The following is a 16,672-nucleotide window of genomic DNA, read 5'->3' on the forward strand; positions in this document are numbered from 1 at the left end:
GGCTGAGAGCTGCGATCGGCGACTTGCCGATAAGCCGGCGTGCGCTCGATTCACCTGGGTTTATTGAGACCTGTCAAAATTCCCCCGTCAATGTCCGCCACGGTGCAAAGTTATCATTTTCCCGGGCCGCAAATCCTTCGGTCCATTAAGTGGAGATCGGAGGTTCCCCCGGCTCGATCGCCTGCGGCCGTCCGTTGTCGTCAATCGACACATACGTAAAGTTGCCATCCGTCACCAGGATCGAATGCATCTCCTTGCGGCGCATCACCCAGGCTTCCACGCGGACGGTGACGGAGGTTTTGCCGATGCGGACCAGATTGACATGGACAGAGACGACGTCACCGACAAATACCGGCTTGCGAAAGTTCATCGCCTCGATCGCGACAGTCACGGTGCGGGATTTTGCGACTTTGGATGCGAAGATTCGGCCCCCGATGTCCATCTGGCTGAGCAGCCACCCGCCGAAGATGTCGCCATTCTGGTTGGTATCGGCAGGCATAGCCAGCGTGCGGATCGAAAGATCACCGCACGGCTCGATCTCGTAATTCGGAGGGGCATGGATGGCTTGCGTTTCATCCATCTCAGTTGTCCCGTGCATCTAAATCGCAAGATATCATTTGAAACTGTCCCAACCAGCATCCGGCGCAAAGCGCCCGCCGAACTTCTGCTCCAGCCCCCGCAAGGCCGATACCACGTTCTCCGGCCCGCGGCCTCGAGCATAATTCAGAGGACCGCCGCGGAACGGCGCATAGCCCGTCCCGAAAATCATGGCACCATCGACGAGATCTGAGTCCTCGACAATGCCTTCGCGCAGGCAGGCGACGCACACGTTGGACATCGGCAGCACCAGGCGGTCGATCAATTCGGGCCTTGGCTGCGCGGCTTCCGTCGAGGTTGGCTTCTTTTCGGCCTTGCCGTCCTTCCAGGTATAGAAGCCCTTGCCGGTCTTGCGGCCGAGTTCGCCCCGAGCGACCTTGTCGCGAAGCCATGCCGGCGCGGGTGGCAGAAGATCGCCGAACTTCGAGCGCAGCATGTCGCCGACCGCAAGACAGATGTCGAGCCCGACCTGATCGGCGAGTTCGATCGGACCCATCGGCATGCCGAAGTTTTCAGCCGCGGTATCGATCGTGAGCTTGTCGATGTTCTCGTCGAGCATCAGCATGGCTTCGAGCATGTAAGGCGTTAGCGCGCGGTTCACGACAAAGCCCGGCGAGCTCTTGACCGGTAGCGGCAGCCGATCGATCGCGCCGACAAAGGCCAGCGCCCGCTTGAGTACCAGCGGATCACTGCCGTCATGGCTCACGACCTCAACGAGTTGCAATCGGGACACGGGATTGAAGAAATGCAATCCGACCAGCCGCTCCGGCCGTTGCACGGTCGCCCTCAAATCCTGCAGCGGAATGCTGGACGTGTTTGTGGCCAGGATCGCGTCCGGTTTCATCCGGGGTTCGAGCCCGGCATAAACTTTCTGTTTGAGCTCCAGCTTTTCGGGAACGGCTTCAATTATCAAATCGGCGTTGCGCACGCCCTCGCCGTCCAGATCCGGAACGAGCCTGTCCAGCGCGTCGCGGATGTCGGTGCGCTTGCGGATGATCTTGCCGAACAGATCCGAGGCACGCTTTACCGCGCCGGCGATGGGCTCCGGCTTCATGTCGGACAGTGTGACCCGCAGGTCCTGATGTGCGCACCAGGCCGCGATATCGCCGCCCATCGCGCCGGCGCCGATAACGTGAACATGGCGCACGTTGGCATCGCTTCCCGCCAGTTTTTTCATCTGCTCGCGCAGGAAAAACAACCGGATCAGGTTCTGCGCCGTCGGCGTCACCATCAGTCCGGCGAACGAGGTCTTTTCGGCCGCAAGCATCGCGTGCCTGTCGCCGCCGTGCTTTTCCCAAAGCTCGATCAATGCATAGGGCGCGGGATAATGCTGGCGCGGCGCGGCTTTTTCGGCCTCGTTGCGCATCCGCGAGCCTAGCAAGCCCCGCAGCGGCGCAAACTTCAGAACTGTGTTCAAGATGCCCGGCCGCGCGCGTTTCAAGCGGCCGAACACCGCATCCCTGACGGCGTTGCGAACATGCCGCTCCTCAGTGACCGCATCGACCAGCCCGAGCGACCTCGCCGCTCGCGCATCGACAATCTTTCCGGTCAGCATCAGCCGCATTGCCTGGATCGGGTTGACCAGCTGCGTGAAGCGCGCAGTGCCGCCGAGGCCGGGATGCAGGCCTAGCATAACCTCTGGAAAACCAAACCGCGCGCCTTCGATCGCGATGCGCGATTGGCAGGCGAGCGCGACTTCAAGGCCGCCGCCCAGGCAAAAGCCATGAATGACGGCGACGGTCGGAATTTTCAGCGCTTCCAGGCGATCGATTACGGCATGCGCTCGGCTAATCGCCGTTTCGACGAGGCGGGAATCGGTTGCGCCGCGAAACTCGTTGACATCGGCGCCAGCGATAAAGCCGGAGTTCTTGGCCGAGCGAACGACAACTCCCGCGGGCCGCTCGGCCTCCAGCGCCGCAAGCACCAGGTCGAGCTCCTCAATCACCTCAGCCGAAAGCGTGTTGGCGCTGGCGCCGGCACGGTCGAACAGCAGCCAGGCAAGGCCATCGCTGTCGCGAGTCAGCTTGAAATTGCGATAAGGACCGTCGGCCGCAGGCTTCGGCCCGAGCTCGAGCACGCGGTCCGCGAGGACTTCCTTGATGCGTGAGTCCATCGTCACACCGTCTCGATCAACATGGCGCCACCCTGCCCGCCCCCGATACATTCGGTCGCGATCCCCCGTTTGGTGCCAAGCCGCTTCATGGCATTGACCAGATGCAGCACGATCCGGTTGCCACTGCAGCCGACGGGATGACCGAGGCTGATCGCGCCGCCATCGACATTCAGCCGGGCGAGGTCGATCTGCCCGGCAGCAGCCTCAAGGCCAAGAATCTCGCGGCAGAACTTCTCGTCCCTCCAAGCGGCAAGGCACCCGAGCACCTGGGTCGCGAACGCCTCATTCAACTCCCAAGTCTCAATGTCGCCGAGCGCCAGCTTGTTGCGCTTCAAGATTTCGGTTGCCGACAGCACCGGCCCGAGGCCCATGATACTGGGGTCAAGCGCCGACCATTGGCTGTCGACGATGACGGCTTTCGGCGTGAGCCCGTACCTGGTGACCGCTTCTTCAGAGGCAAGGATCACCCATGACGCGCCGTCCGTGATTTGGGACGAATTGCCGGCGGTGACCTGTCCCCATGGGCGCTCGAACACGGGTTTCAGTTTTGCAAGCGTCTCCGGCGAGGAGTCCGGCCGCACGCCGTCATCATGATCGTAGAACTTGCCGTCGCGAGCGAACGCGATTTCGACTTCGCCTTTGAGAAAACCCTTTGCCTGGGCGTTGGCCAGCCGCTTATGGCTCTCGGCGGCGTAAATGTCCGATTGGGCTCGGGTGATGCCAAAGAGATGACCCACGACTTCGGCAGTTTGTCCCATGTTAAGTTCGGTAATCGGATCGGTAAGCCCGCGCTCCAACCCGATCACCGGTTTGAAATAGGCTGGCCGAGCTTTCAATAGCGCCGCGATCCTGGCGAGCAGTCCCTTGGCGCCGGCCAGCCCCGCGAACCAACGCACGCCCTGCTGCGGCCAGACCAGCGGCGCATAACTTAGCGCTTCCGCCCCGCCGGCGAGGATCAGTTCGGACGCGCCTTCGCGGATATATTGATAAGCGGTGTCGACCGACTGCATGCCGGAGCCGCAATTGATCTGCACCGTAAAAGCGACCATCGCCTCGCCCATACCAAGTCGCAACGCGGCGACCCGTGCCGGATTCATCTCGTCCGCGATGACGTTGACGCAGCCGAGGATGACCTGATCGAACGCCGACGGGGGAAAGGGCTGCCGAGCGAGCAACGGCCGGCCGCACTGCACCGCGAGGTCGACCGGCGTGAATGGCCCCGGCCCGCTACGCGCTTTGAGGAACGGCGTCCGGCTGCCATCGACGATAAAGACCGGCCGCGCCATCAGCTTGCCGCCTTTTGTTCACCAAGCTCCTGAAAGAACTGATGCACGTCGCCCGGCTTCCTGTAAATCGGCGACAACGCCTCGGGCGCGAAGTCGTCGACCTCAATCACCTTCGCAACGGCTTCGTGAGCCGCCGCAAGCTGATCGCCCTCGGTTTGCGTGACGACGCCTTTCTTCACCGCCTCCCTCCAATCGTGAATATGAGCGGCGCGCATTCTTCGGGCGATGTCCTCGGCTGCGCTGACCAACCGGAACGCGTTTTCCAGCCGCGCCAGGCCGCGATCGTCTTCGACATGCGACAGGTCGGGCGTCAGGCGATCGCGCGCCTCCGACGGCTCCAGTACCAGCTGCGCGCATCGATGGGTCACCTGATCTGAGGGACCGAGCACGCGCGCGCCCAACGGCTGAATCAGGAACTTCAGGACGACAGCGATGAAGCGATTGGGCAGGTTCGCCAGGATTTCCGCGAAACTGCACTCAATCGTCCGAAAGCCGCTGGCCATGCACCATTCCAGCGCGGCGAAATCGGCCGGCTGCCGACCCTCATCCTGCCAGCGTTTCAGGACCGCCGATAACAGATACAGTTCGGACAGGATATCGCCGAAACGGGCCGAGAGCATTTCCTTGCGCTTTAGCGCGCCGCCAAGCGTCAACAGCGCCATGTCCGCGCAGAGCGCGAATCCCGCCGAGTAGCGCGAGAGCTGGCGATAGAATCCCGTGGCCTGTCCGGCGTTGGGCACAGTTGCGAACGCGCCGCCGGTCCAGCTCCGGCCCCAGGCCCGGAACAATGTCGCGATACTGTGGCCGACATGCTTCCAGAACACCTTGTCAAAGGCATCCAGCGCTTTGGCTGGATCCTGTTCGCCGAGCGCGTTCATCTCCTCCAGCATGAACGGATGCGCACGGATCGCGCCCTGCCCGAATACGATCAAATTGCGGGTAAGGATGTTGGCGCCTTCGACGGTGATGCCGACGGGCACTGAACGATAAAGAGCGCCCATGTAGTTTTGCGGGCCGTCGATCACAGCCTTTCCGGCATGGATGTCCATCGCGTCGTCGATCGCAAGGCGCATCCGCTCGGTCGCCTGCAGCTTCATGATCCCGGAAATGACCGCGGGATGATGACCTTGATTGAGCGCCGCACAGGTCAGTCGACGCGCCGCATCGAGCAGATACGCGGTGCCGGCAATGCGGGCGAGCGGCACCTCGATGCCCTCGAATTTCCCGATCGGAACGTTGAACTGCTCGCGGATGCGCGCATAAGCGCCCGAGGTTCGCGCCGCATAGGCTGCGCCAGCAGCCGAAAGCGAAGGCAACGAGATGCCGCGGCCGGCCGCCAGCGCCGTCATCAGCATCTTCCAGCCTTGGCCGAGCCGTGCCTCGCCGCCGATGATGTAATCCATGGGAATGAACACATCGCGGCCCCAGTTCGGACCATTCTGGAACACCTGCATCGCCGGGAGATGGCGACGACCGATCTCGACTCCGGGCAGATGGGTCGGGATCAGGGCAACGGTGATACCGAGTTCTTCTTGCGGGCCAACAAGATGTTCGGGGTCGTACGCCTTGAACGCGAGGCCCAGCAGGGTCGCTACAGGGCCAAGCGTAATGTATCGCTTGTGCCAGTTGAGGCGCACCCCGAGCACCTCGCGTCCATCGAAGTTTCCACGACAGATCACGCCGTTGTCGATCATCGAGGCCGCGTCGGATCCTGCTTCCGGGCTGGTCAATCCGAAACAGGGAATCTCGCGGCCGTCGGCCAGGCTCGGCAGCCATCGCTGCTGCTGTTCGCGGGTGCCGAACCGCATCAAGAGCTCGCCCGGGCCGAGCGAGTTCGGTACCATCACCGTCACGGCCGCCGTCAGAGATCGTGATGAAATCTTCCGCACAACTTCCGAATGGGCGTACGGCGAAAAGCCAAGCCCGCCATATTGTTTCGGAATGATCATGCCGAAGAATTTTTCGCGCTTGATATAGTCCCAGGCTTCGGTCGGCAGATCGCGCCATTCCCAATTGATCTTCCAGTCATCGAGCATCGCGCAGAGCTCGTCGACCGGGCCGTTGAGGAAGGCACGCTCTTCCGCCGTCAGCCTCGCCGGCGCGGTGGCAAGCAGCTTCGACCAATCGGGATTGCCGGTGAAGAGGTCCGCATCCCACCAGACGTCACCCGCCTCAAGAGCCTCGCGCTCGGTATCCGACATCGCGGGCAACACGCGGCGCGCCCACGAGAATATTGGCTTGGTGATGATGTCACGGCGAAAGGCCTGAAAATCCATGGGATGTCCTCACCTCGGGGCGGGCAATAGCGTAACCTGGCCTCGCGTCTATGCCAGAACACAACTCATCTTAGCGGAAAGCGCGCGATTTCAGTGAATCCGGCAACTTGAAAATAAAGCGAAATTGATCGTTATCGGGCCATTTGATGTCGCCGGCCTGTGCGGAAAATTCCCGTCCTCCTCGGGAGCAGACTCCAATTAGTCCGGCCTGGTCATCTCGAACATGGCTTCGGGACGAATTTCGAAATAGTCACCGCGCCGGCCTGCCCGCACGATCGGGCGCGCGAGCGCCGTCTGATAGACGCCGTCCTTGATGAACGCCTTGTCGATATGAACCGCGACGACTTCGCCAAGCGTGAGCCAGGCCTGCGCCTTGGTGCCGTCGGCGCCCTGGAGCTGAATGATCTGCGACAGCTTGCATTCAAAGGACACCGGGCTTTCCGCGACCCGGGGCACGTTGACCCGCTTGCCGGGGACGGCGGTCAGCCCGGCGATCTTGAATTCGCTGACGTCATGGGCGACGTGCGCGGCGGTGGCGTTCATCTGACGCGCCAGCGCCATGGTGGCGAGATTCCAGACGAACTCGCCGGTAGCCTCGATATTGGCAACGCTGTCCTTCCACGAGGTGGAGGAAAATCCAATGATCGGAGGGTGATAATTGAATCCGTTAAAGAAACTGTACGGCGCGAGATTGATATTGCCATTGGCATCGCGCGAGGAAATCCAGCCGATCGGACGTGGAGCTATGATGGCGTTGAACGGATCGTGCTTCAGGCCGTGGCCATTGGCCGGCTCGTAATAATGCAGTTCTTTTTCAGTCACGCTTCCAACTTTCACGTGCGGGCATTCCGGGATGGGACGTGGCTAGCGACCTCAGCGGGCAGCGGAGCCCTTCCGGGTGCGCGGCGCAAGGGCCGCGAGGATAAAATCGATCACCTGATCGAGTGATGCCCCCGGCTTGGTGGCCGCTTGCGCGATCATCTGCGGGTGAAAAAATCGGATCATCGCCGTACAGGTGCACATCGCCGCGACCGGCACGTCCGGCACGTCGAATTCACCAGCGGCTACGCCATCAGCAATGACGGTGGCGATAGTCTGGGTAATCCGCTCGATATGTGCGACGCAAACCTGCCAGCTCTCTTCCATCGCAACCGCAACCATCTCATGCAGCTTGGAATCGCCGACGTAGCGTTCGCTGTTCATCCGATGGACCGTGGTCAAGAGCTCGCGCAGCCGGTTGGTCGCCGAGCCGGGTCCGGCTGCGATCGCCTGGGCGGCCTCCTCGACCCCGGCCATCATGCTACGGGCGACGCCCTCGTGGATCGCCTTCTTTGAATCAAAGAACCTGTACACGTTCGCCGGGCTCATGCGCAGCAGCTTGGCGATGTCGGCGACGGTCGTTTTTTGGTAGCCGATTTCGCGAAACAGACGCTCCGCCACCCCGAGAATCCGCTCTCTGGTATCAACTTCGATCTGTTCGGAAACCAGCGTCATCTCAGCACCGATCCGTGTCCTCAATGTTCAATTATTCCGCCGCCGCAGCAAGCGGAAATGCAGGTTGTGAATGGTCCAGCGGCGGCGCAAGTTTAAGATGTTCGCTCGTGCCGCTTTCTTCAAGAGTCTTTCGGAACCACAGCGCATAGAGGCCTGGCAGGTACAGCAACGTCAGGAATGTTGCAACGAACAAGCCGCCCATGATGGTGATCGCCATCGGACCCCAAAACGCCGAACGCGATAGTGGGACCATCGCCAGAATGGCGGCGAGCGCCGTGAGCACCACGGGACGGGCGCGGCGGACGGTCGCTTCCACAATGGCTTCCTTGCGCGTCAACCCATGCGACACGTCGGTCTCGATCTGGTCGACCAGGATCACCGCATTGCGCATGATCATCCCGGCCAGCGCGATCAATCCGAGTAACGCCACGAACCCAAATGGCTGGCCGGCGACATTGAGGCCGAGCGAGGCGCCGATCACCCCGAGCGGGGCGGTCAGGAACACCAGAAGCAAGCGCGAGAAGCTTTGCAGCTGGATCATCAGCAAGGTGAGCATGACTATCATCATCAGGGGAAACAGGATGAAGATCGACGAATTGCCCTTGGCGGATTCCTCGAACGCGCCACCCATCTCAATCCGGTATGCCGGTGGCAAGCTGTCGCGGATTTCCTGCAGCTTGGGCCAGATCTGGCTGGTGACATCAGGGGCCTGCACGCCATCCACGACATCGCCGCGCACCGTAATGGCCATATCGCGGTTGCGCCGCCAGATAATCGGCTCCTCATGGGAGTATTCGATCTTTGCGATTTGCGTGAGCGGCACCGCGATTCCGTTGCGAGAGGTCACCGTGAGATCGCCGACATGGCCGAGATCGAGCCGCTCGGAGGGCACAGCGCGCGCGACGACCGCAACCTTTTCGATGCCGTCGCGAATGGTCGTCACCGGTACGCCTGAAATCAGCATGCTTAGCGCCTGGGAGACGTCCTGCGGCGTCAGGCCCAGCGCGCGGGCGCGGTCCTGATCGACGACAAGCTTCAGGTAAGGCGACTGCTCATTCCAGTCGAGCTGCGGATCCTTGACGCTCGGGTTCTGCTTGACGACGTCGCGGACCCGATAGGCGATCTCGCGCACGGTCTTGGTGTCCGGCCCAATCACCCGGAACTGGACGGGGAAGCCGACCGGCGGGCCGAAGTTGAAGCGATCTACGCGCACCCGCGCTTCGGTCAGGGCGCCGTCATCGACCGCCTTCTCGATCCGAGCCTTGATCCGCTCGCGCGCGTGGACGTCCTTGGCGACGATCACAATCTCGGCGAAAGATTCATTTGGCAGTTGCGGGCTGAGCCCGAGCCAGAACCGCGGCGAGCCCTGGCCGACGTAAGCCGTGTAGGTCGAGATGTCCTTGTCGTCCTTCAGCAGAGCTTCAGCCTTCTTCACCGATTTTTCCGTGACATTGAAGGCGGTGCCTTCCGGCAGCCGCAACTGCAGGAACAATTCCGGGCGCTCGGAGAGCGGGAAGAACTGCTGCTGCACGTGGCCGAACGCGACGATCGACAGGGCGAACACGCCGGCAGTCGCCAGCACGACTTTGACACGGTGCTCGACGCACCATTGGATCATACCGCGCAGCATTCGATACATGCGCGTCTCATAAACCGCGTGCGGATCGTGGTTGCGACTGACAGTGATGTTCGGCAACAGCTTGACACCGATATAGGGCGTGAAGATCACGGCCACGAACCAGGAGGCGACCAGCGCGATTCCCACGATCCAAAAAATCCCGCCGGCATATTCGCCTACCGCCGAATTGGCGAAGCCAACAGGCAGGAAGCCGGCCGCCGTGACGAGGGTACCGGTCAGCATCGGAAACGCGGTGGACTCCCAGGCAAAGGACGCCGCGCGGACGCGGTCCCAGCCCTGCTCCATCTTCACCACCATCATCTCGACTGCGATGATGGCATCGTCAACCAGCAGCCCGAGCGCGATAATCAGCGCCCCCAGCGTGATCCGATGTAGATCGAGCGACATCGCATTCATGACGATGAATACGATCGCCAGCACCAGCGGTACTGATAGCGCCACCACGATTCCGGTGCGCCAGCCCAACGCGAGGAAGGAGACGAACAGCACGATGGCCAGCGCCTCGATAAAGGAGTGCACGAATTCGCCGACGGCGTGCTCGACGACCTTCGGCTGATCGGCGATCTTCTCGACCTTGATGCCCTGCGGCACCGCGTCCATGAATTCGGAGGTCGCCTTCTCGACCTCTTTGCCGAGCTCCAGGATGTTCGCGCCTTTAGTGGTGACTACGCCAATACCAAGCGCCGGCGTTCCCTCCTGACGCACGACGAAGCTTGGCGGATCGACGAAACCATGCGTAACGGTGGCGATATCGCCCAGCCGGAACACGCGGCCATTGCTCTCGACAGGCGTTTCCGCGACTGCCTTGGCGCCTTCGAGCGCGCCGGTGACGCGCAGGGGCACGCGTTGCGAGGAGGTTTCGACTGTGCCTGCTGGCACGACATTGTTCTGCTTGGCGAGCGAATCGAACAAGGCCTGCGGCGTGATCCCAAGCGTCGCCAATTTCGCGTGCGAGAACTCGACGTAAATCTTCTCGTCCTGGGTGCCGTAAAGGTCGACTTTGGTGACGCCCGGCACCTTTAATAGACGCTGGCGCATACCTTCGGCCGCCTTCTTCAACTGCGCGTAATCCGCGCCGTCGCTGGTCATCATATAGAGGATCGAGTCGACGTCGGAGAATTCGTCATTGACGACGGGACCGAGCAGATTGGCAGGTAGCTGGCCCTGAACGTCAGCGAGCTTCTTGCGCAAAACATAGAACAGATACGGCACGTCCTTGGGCGGGGTCGAATCCTTGAAGGTGACCTGCATCGCCGTAAATGCCGGTTTCGAATAGGTCTGGACCTTCTCGAAATAGGGCAGCTCCTGGAGCTTTTTTTCGATCGGGTCCGCGACCTGGCTCTGCATCTCGGCAGCAGTGGCGCCCGGCCAGATAGCGGAGATGTTCACCACCTTGACGGTGAAGAACGGATCTTCCGCGCGGCCAAGCCGCTCGTAAGAAAAGAACCCGGCGGCGCCAAGCGCGATGACGAGGAAGAGGATGAGCGACGGATGGCTGACCGCCCAGCCGGAAAGATTGAAGCGCTTCATCGTGTCCTCCCTCAGAATGACAGTGAAGAGACGACCCTAACCTTTTGGGTCGGATCGAGCTTCTGCACGCCGAGCACCACAACTTTGGCGCCTTCGTTGACACCTCCGACTATAACGACGTCGTTGCTCTCGTAGGATTTGACCGCAACTGGCGTCTGCGCCACGTCGCCCTTATCATCGACCACGTAGAGTGAAGGATCGCCGCCGGTGCTGAACAGCGCTGACAGGGGCAGCCGGGCAACCCTCATGGTTTCGGGGTCGGCCAGCGTCAAGGTTGCGGTCATCCCAAGCGAGACGTCATCGCCGGCATCCGGCAGCGAGAATTTTGCCAAATAGGTTCGGGTCGCGGGGTCCGCAGCGGGCGCGATCTCCCGGAGCTTGGCGGCATATTTCTTGTTCGGCTCTGACCACAGCGTCACGCTGGCGACACCGTCCTTGGCGCGACCGACTAGCGTCTCAGGTATTGCGACGACGGCTTCCTTTTCCGCAAAGCGGGCGACGCGAATGGCGGTCTGGCCTGACGCGACGACCTGACCAGGATCGACCAGGGTCGCGGTAACGACGCCGCGGGTATCAGCAACCAGCGTTGCATAGGACAGCGAATTGTTGGTGAGTTCGACCGAGCGCTCGGCACGATTCAAGCGCGCCCGCGCTTCATCGGCAGCGGCTCTGGCCTGATCCATTTGGGCGTCGGTGGTCCAGCCTTTTGTGCGCAGCTCCTTCGCGCGCTGCTCGGCGGCGGCGGCCTGCGCCAGCACACCGGTCGCTGCATGGAGTTCCGCATCGGCCTGCTCGGCCTGAAGTTTGAGATCGACGTCGTCGAGCGTTGCGAGCGGCTGGCCAACGTCGACGGTCTGGCCGACTTCGACCAGGCGCTTTGCAACTTTACCCGGTACTCGGAACCCCATGTCGGTCTCGATCCGCGGCTTGATGGTGCCGACGAAGCTCCGTTCCGGCGATTCCGCCTCGTAATGCACACGGGCCACCAAAACCGGCCGCGATGGCGTGGGGTTCTCGGCAACCTTCTCGTTGCAGCCGGCCAATGCGATTGCAATCATCGCTAGCGATACGCCGGCCATAAGCCTGAAATAGTTAGCAAAAATTGACCGGACGAACATGACAGCTTCCCTTTCCAGTCTTCGTGTAGGGAGTGTCGATTGTTTAGTAACGATTGTCAATATTCGTCACTGATCATGATTTCGTGAAGATTCGTTAATCCCGCGCGGGCGAGCAGTGTGCGCCTGGCCCCCAGGAGGTCTGCGCCGGCCAGACAAATGCGAGATGTTGAGCTATTCAGCCAGCTGAAACCGTTCGAAACGGTGCAGCTCTTCCTCGATTCTTCGCCTCGATTCCTTGCGCGCGCCCCGTGCGCCGCCGCCTACCCAGCTCCAGCTCTGCACCAGCAGTTTGCGCTGCTTGCGGTCGGTCTTGAGATCGAGCGCGGCGACGATCGCGTCACCGACCAGAACCGGTAACGCGAAATATCCGAATTGGCGCTTGTGCTTGGGCACATACGCCTCGAAGCGGTGCTCGTAATCGAAGAACAGGTGAGTCCGCTTGCGCTGGATGATCAGCGGATCGAACGGGGACAGGATGTGAACCATCTCATGAGCTTCGGTGCTGGCAATTTCGGTCATCGCCGGCTGGGCCCAGTGCTCCTGCTTGCCCGCACCTTCGAGCGCGATGGGGACCAATTCGCCTCGACGAACTGCCGCTTCGACCAGTCGGCGGACTGCCGACTTGCTCGGTGCATCCAAATGGCAGATCGAATCGATGCTCACCACCCCCTGCGCCCGCAACGCGCGAGCGAGCAGATAAGCGGTTACCTCGCGCGGCGAAGCACCCTTCGGCGGTTTGTCCCAACCGAAATGCCGCGACATCAGCTCGTACGTCTTGAGCATGCCGTTACGCTCTGAAATCGTTAGCACGCCGGTGTAGAACGCCAGTTGCAGCGCCCGTTTCGACGGCTTGCGGCTGGCCCACAAATGCTCCTTGTCGACCAGCACGTCGTCTTCGATGTCACGGATCGTCAAGGGACCGTCCCGGCGGATCAGCTTCAGCACCTTGCGCAGGTCCGCCGGTTTCACCGAGCTGAGCCACTTGTGACCTTCCCGCCTGTGCCGGTTCATGGCCGGAATAAAGAAACGCAGGTCCTTGGCCGGCACATAGGAGAGCGCGTGGGTCCAGTATTCGAACACGCTTTTCTCGATGCTCTGGGCCTGGCGCAAATCCGCGCGACGATATTCGGGGATGCGGTTCCAGAGAATGTGATGATGGCAGCGCTCGATGACATTGATCGTGTCAATTTGCACGTAGCCGAGGTGTTCTACCGCACGGGCCACGGCCTGCGGCCCCTCGCCAAAAGGATCTTGTGTGTCGAGCCGCTGGGCTGCGAGCCAGATACGCCGGGCCGCGGCCTTGGTCATAGGATGGAGTTTATCCGCGCTGGACATCGCCCCGACAATGTAGGCGGATTCTCTGCATTCAGAGGACCGGAAAAACGGCCCCGCTCAGTGCTTCTCACGCTGACCGATACTTCCGGTCGCGATCTCGGCGCAGGATGCCTTCCCCCGCTCGGAGGCCTGGCATTTATAAACGCTGCCCGTTAGGCGATCGACGAGCCACATATTCTCGTCGTTTGGGCTTTCCATCCCGACGAACCGGGTACCGACTGCCGTAACCAGGGTCGAGAGCAATATAGCCGCAGCGATCAGCCCTGAGCCTATCAATATCGGCATCGAAGTTCCCGGCCGGTCAGCTGCAACCGCGCGATAGGCTCCTTGATATTCCTTTGGTCTCTTGGCTGGCTGAAACAAGGCGCTGCTGCTTCGCTGTGTTTTGCTTTGTCTGCGGGTTCCTTAGAGGCGCATCTGGCCGATTTGGTGTCAGCACCTCGGCGCCGCCACGACCGCATTGCGACGAGGCTTTGCTGGCGCTAGCGGCTTCGCTCGAAAATGGCTGTTGTCATCTCAGTGGTTGGTTCGTGAGTCATAACACAAAGCCGATGCATCCACGCGCCTAATCATTCAGCCATCAACAACTCTGCCGACGCCAGCGCGAAGAACCGCTGACGTCAGCAATTGCATTGAACGTTTGGCGCGAGCTGCGACTCTTACGCGGCCGATTTGCCTTCGGCCGAAGCCTCGGCTCACGTGGCGATGGTCGTAAGCTCGACCAGAAAGCCACGTTCCCTGGATGACTTCACTTCGACTCCGCCGGATCGCGATGAATCGGATCGACCCACAGCACCGTTTCCGGCTTTTCGACGGGCTCGATATCGAGATTGATTGCGACCGCCTGGCCATCGCTGCGGACCAGAACGCATTCCAGTACTTCGTCGCGGCTAGCGTTGATCTCCTGATGCGGCACGTAAGGCGGTATAAAAATAAAATCGCCGGGATTGGCTTCAGCGGTGAATTGCAGGTGCTCGCCCCAACGCATCCGGGCTTTTCCCTTCACCACATAGATGATGCTCTCGAGATGGCCGTGATGATGCGCGCCGGTCTTGGCATCGGGCTTGATCGTTACCGTGCCGGCCCAAAGTTTCTGCGCCCCAACGCGCGCGAAATTGATTGCTGCCTTGCGATCCATCCCAGGCGTGGAGGGAACATTGGGATCAAGTTGATTGCCGGGAATGACGCGGACACCATCGTGCTTCCAACGCTGCGCGTCACGATCCTGCGAATGGGCCGGATGTGAACGATCATGCGAGCCCGTCATCTTCTGCCTTCCAGCAATAATTACCGGCGAACACGTTACCTAAAATCGCGATCGCCGACCAGACGAGCGAGGAACGTTTACCTCATGGCGAAGTTGTCTTGGCAACGCTCAACAGTTCCGAAGGGATTAAATCATGGGTAGCACGGCAGACAAGATCAAGGGTGCCGCCAACGAAGGCATGGGCAAGGCCAAGCAGGGTGTTGGCGAAGCCGTCGGTTCCGACAAGATGCAAGGCGAAGGCGCGGCTCAGGAGCTCAAGGGGAAGGGACAAAAGGCGGTTGGCGACGCCAAGCAGGCCGCAAAGGATGTTGCGAATAAGGCAGCAGAGACGGCAAACAAGAATCTCTGACGAACATTGATCGAGTGATTGAAAGAACTGATTCGAAAGACCGGCGCCTTCGGGGCCGGTCTTTTTTTGTTGCAAGTCCTACTTCACATCCAGCAATTCGACATCGAACATCAGCGTCGCGTTGGGAGGAATGACGCCGCCGGCCCCGCGTGCTCCGTAACCTAGCGCAGGCGGGATGATGAGCGTGCGCTTGCCGCCAACCTTCATGGTCGCGACACCCTCGTCCCAGCCGGCGATCACCCGGTGGTGTCCGATCGGAAACTCGAACGGCTCGTTACGATCGACCGAGCTGTCGAACTTCTTGCCCTTCTTGCCATCCTCATAAAGCCAGCCGGTGTAGTGCATCACACAGGTCTGACCGGGCTTTGGCGATACACCCGAGCCGACCGCGGTGTCGATAATCTGCAAGCCTGAAGGTGTGGTCATGATCTTTCCTGCGGTCTGCGCCGCTGCACTGTCAGGCGCACACGCCAAGGGCACGGCAATAACTGTCATCGCTGCCGCCGTTAGCGCCACGGCGGCTAGTATCGACATCTTTGGATGCTGACGAGCTCGCATTCAGGCACCTTCCGTCACGAACCGGAATTGGTGTCTCTAGCGCAGCGAGACGTGTCTTGCCAGCCTGTTCGCCCGGGATGCTACGATAATTCGATATTCTCCAGTCGCACCGGCAGCTTGCGGATGCGCTGACCGGTGGCATGGAAGATCGCGTTGCACACGGCAGCATTGGTACCGACGTTCGCCAACTCGCCCAAGCCTTTGACGCCCGCCGGATTGATGTGGTCGTCCTGCTCCGGCACCAGGATCACCTCAACATTGGGCACGTCCGCATTCACCGGCACCAGATAATCAGCGAGATTGTCGTTGACGTAGCGCGCGTAGCGCTGGTCAAGCTCAGTCGCTTCAAGGAGTGCCGAGGACATTCCCCAAATCAAGCCACCCATCAGCTGGCTACGCGCCGTCCGCGGGTTCATAATATGGCCGGCGGCGAACGCGCCGACCATTCGCGGCACACGGATCTCGTGCGTCCATCGATTGATCCGAACCTCCACGAATTCAGCGCCAAAAGCATAGGCTATGCGGTCCTTCATCTTGTCGCCGCCGACCATTCGCAACTGGCCCTTGTGCATGGCGCTAAAAGAGTCTGCCGGCGCGCCATCCGGCTTCCACTCGCCATATTCTTCGACGACGCTGACACCGAGCGCATCGAACGCCTGCTCCAGGTCGAGCGGAGCATCGCTGTTTGCGCGTCTCGTACTCGCAGTCTGTCCGAGCCCCACCGTTTCCTTTGCCTTGTCAGCGAGGCTTTCGTTCGGGTTCAGGGCCTTGAACAGGCGCTGCCTGATCTGGTTGCACACCATCATTACGGCCGAGCACGTACTCGCGGTGGAATTGGAGCCGCCCGCCACTGGTGCCGGCGGCAGATCACTATCGCCGATAAAAACCGAAACCTTTTCGATGGGGACGCCGAGCTTATCAGCCGCGGCCTGACCGATTACGGTATAAGCCCCGGTGCCGATCTCATGACCGGCGATCTCGACCCGGGTACGGCCATCTCGCTGCAAACGAACGCGCGCGGCCGCGGCCGCCATTTGCGTTGGGTAGCAAGTCGTGGCGCAGCCATATCCGATCAGCCAGTCTCCATCGGACATCGAGTTTGGCCGCGGA

Annotated in this window: 14 protein-coding genes; 1 reads left to right on the forward strand and 13 read right to left on the reverse strand. The window is 61.0% G+C overall.

The features are described from left to right. Positions 1-145 precede the first annotated feature (145 nt). From VJV58_RS07910 to VJV58_RS07960, 11 genes are all read right to left on the reverse strand, one after another. Positions 146-580 (reverse strand): acyl-CoA thioesterase, encoded by a 435-nt coding sequence (locus tag VJV58_RS07910; RefSeq protein WP_324136782.1) that lies wholly within the window; start codon positions 578-580, stop codon positions 146-148. A 33-nt stretch (positions 581-613) separates the two neighbouring features. Then, complete coding sequence (locus VJV58_RS07915) at positions 614-2,710, reverse strand: 3-hydroxyacyl-CoA dehydrogenase NAD-binding domain-containing protein (protein ID WP_324136783.1); 2,097 nt, start codon at positions 2,708-2,710, stop codon at positions 614-616. Positions 2,711-2,712: 2 nt separating this feature from the next. Continuing rightward, the gene (locus VJV58_RS07920) at positions 2,713-3,996 is read right to left on the reverse strand and encodes an acetyl-CoA C-acetyltransferase (RefSeq protein ID WP_324136784.1); all 1,284 of its coding nucleotides are present in this window, start codon (positions 3,994-3,996) and stop codon (positions 2,713-2,715) included. After that, positions 3,996-6,272 (reverse strand): acyl-CoA dehydrogenase, encoded by a 2,277-nt coding sequence (locus tag VJV58_RS07925; RefSeq protein WP_324136785.1) that lies wholly within the window; start codon positions 6,270-6,272, stop codon positions 3,996-3,998. The genes VJV58_RS07920 and VJV58_RS07925 overlap by 1 nt, the downstream gene beginning before the upstream one ends. A gap of 198 nt (positions 6,273-6,470) precedes the next feature. Continuing rightward, positions 6,471-7,094 carry a flavin reductase family protein gene (locus VJV58_RS07930; protein WP_324136786.1) on the reverse strand — a complete coding sequence of 208 codons (624 nt, stop codon included), beginning with the start codon at positions 7,092-7,094 and terminating at the stop codon, positions 6,471-6,473. A gap of 51 nt (positions 7,095-7,145) precedes the next feature. Further along, positions 7,146-7,766, reverse strand: coding sequence for a TetR/AcrR family transcriptional regulator (locus tag VJV58_RS07935; protein ID WP_324136787.1), 621 nt, complete (start codon positions 7,764-7,766; stop codon positions 7,146-7,148). Positions 7,767-7,797: 31 nt separating this feature from the next. Then, positions 7,798-10,935 (reverse strand): efflux RND transporter permease subunit, encoded by a 3,138-nt coding sequence (locus VJV58_RS07940; protein WP_324136788.1) that lies wholly within the window; start codon positions 10,933-10,935, stop codon positions 7,798-7,800. An 11-nt stretch (positions 10,936-10,946) separates the two neighbouring features. Next, complete coding sequence (locus VJV58_RS07945) at positions 10,947-12,053, reverse strand: efflux RND transporter periplasmic adaptor subunit (RefSeq protein ID WP_324136789.1); 1,107 nt, start codon at positions 12,051-12,053, stop codon at positions 10,947-10,949. 171 nt (positions 12,054-12,224) lie between these two features. Then, on the reverse strand, positions 12,225-13,388 hold the full coding sequence (locus tag VJV58_RS07950) for a winged helix DNA-binding domain-containing protein (RefSeq protein ID WP_324136790.1): 1,164 nt from the start codon (positions 13,386-13,388) through the stop codon (positions 12,225-12,227). 57 nt (positions 13,389-13,445) lie between these two features. Next, a complete protein-coding gene (locus tag VJV58_RS07955; RefSeq protein WP_324136791.1) occupies positions 13,446-13,673 on the reverse strand; it encodes a hypothetical protein in 228 nt (75 codons plus the stop codon). A gap of 463 nt (positions 13,674-14,136) precedes the next feature. Next, on the reverse strand, positions 14,137-14,655 hold the full coding sequence (locus VJV58_RS07960; protein WP_324136792.1) for a cupin domain-containing protein: 519 nt from the start codon (positions 14,653-14,655) through the stop codon (positions 14,137-14,139). Positions 14,656-14,788: 133 nt separating this feature from the next. Between VJV58_RS07960 and VJV58_RS07965 the strand changes: the two genes are divergently transcribed. After that, positions 14,789-15,004 carry a CsbD family protein gene (locus VJV58_RS07965; RefSeq protein ID WP_324136793.1) on the forward strand — a complete coding sequence of 72 codons (216 nt, stop codon included), beginning with the start codon at positions 14,789-14,791 and terminating at the stop codon, positions 15,002-15,004. A 78-nt stretch (positions 15,005-15,082) separates the two neighbouring features. Here VJV58_RS07965 and VJV58_RS07970 read toward each other — a convergent pair whose 3' ends face one another. Both VJV58_RS07970 and VJV58_RS07975 read right to left on the reverse strand, forming a co-directional pair. Next, complete coding sequence (locus VJV58_RS07970; RefSeq protein ID WP_324136794.1) at positions 15,083-15,562, reverse strand: FKBP-type peptidyl-prolyl cis-trans isomerase; 480 nt, start codon at positions 15,560-15,562, stop codon at positions 15,083-15,085. A gap of 80 nt (positions 15,563-15,642) precedes the next feature. Then, positions 15,643-16,672: xanthine dehydrogenase family protein molybdopterin-binding subunit (locus VJV58_RS07975; protein WP_324136795.1), on the reverse strand; the 1,030-nt coding region annotated here is incomplete at its 5' end.

Origin of the sequence: Bradyrhizobium sp., from assembly GCF_035273305.1 — a bacterium.
Lineage (GTDB): Bacteria > Pseudomonadota > Alphaproteobacteria > Rhizobiales > Xanthobacteraceae > Bradyrhizobium.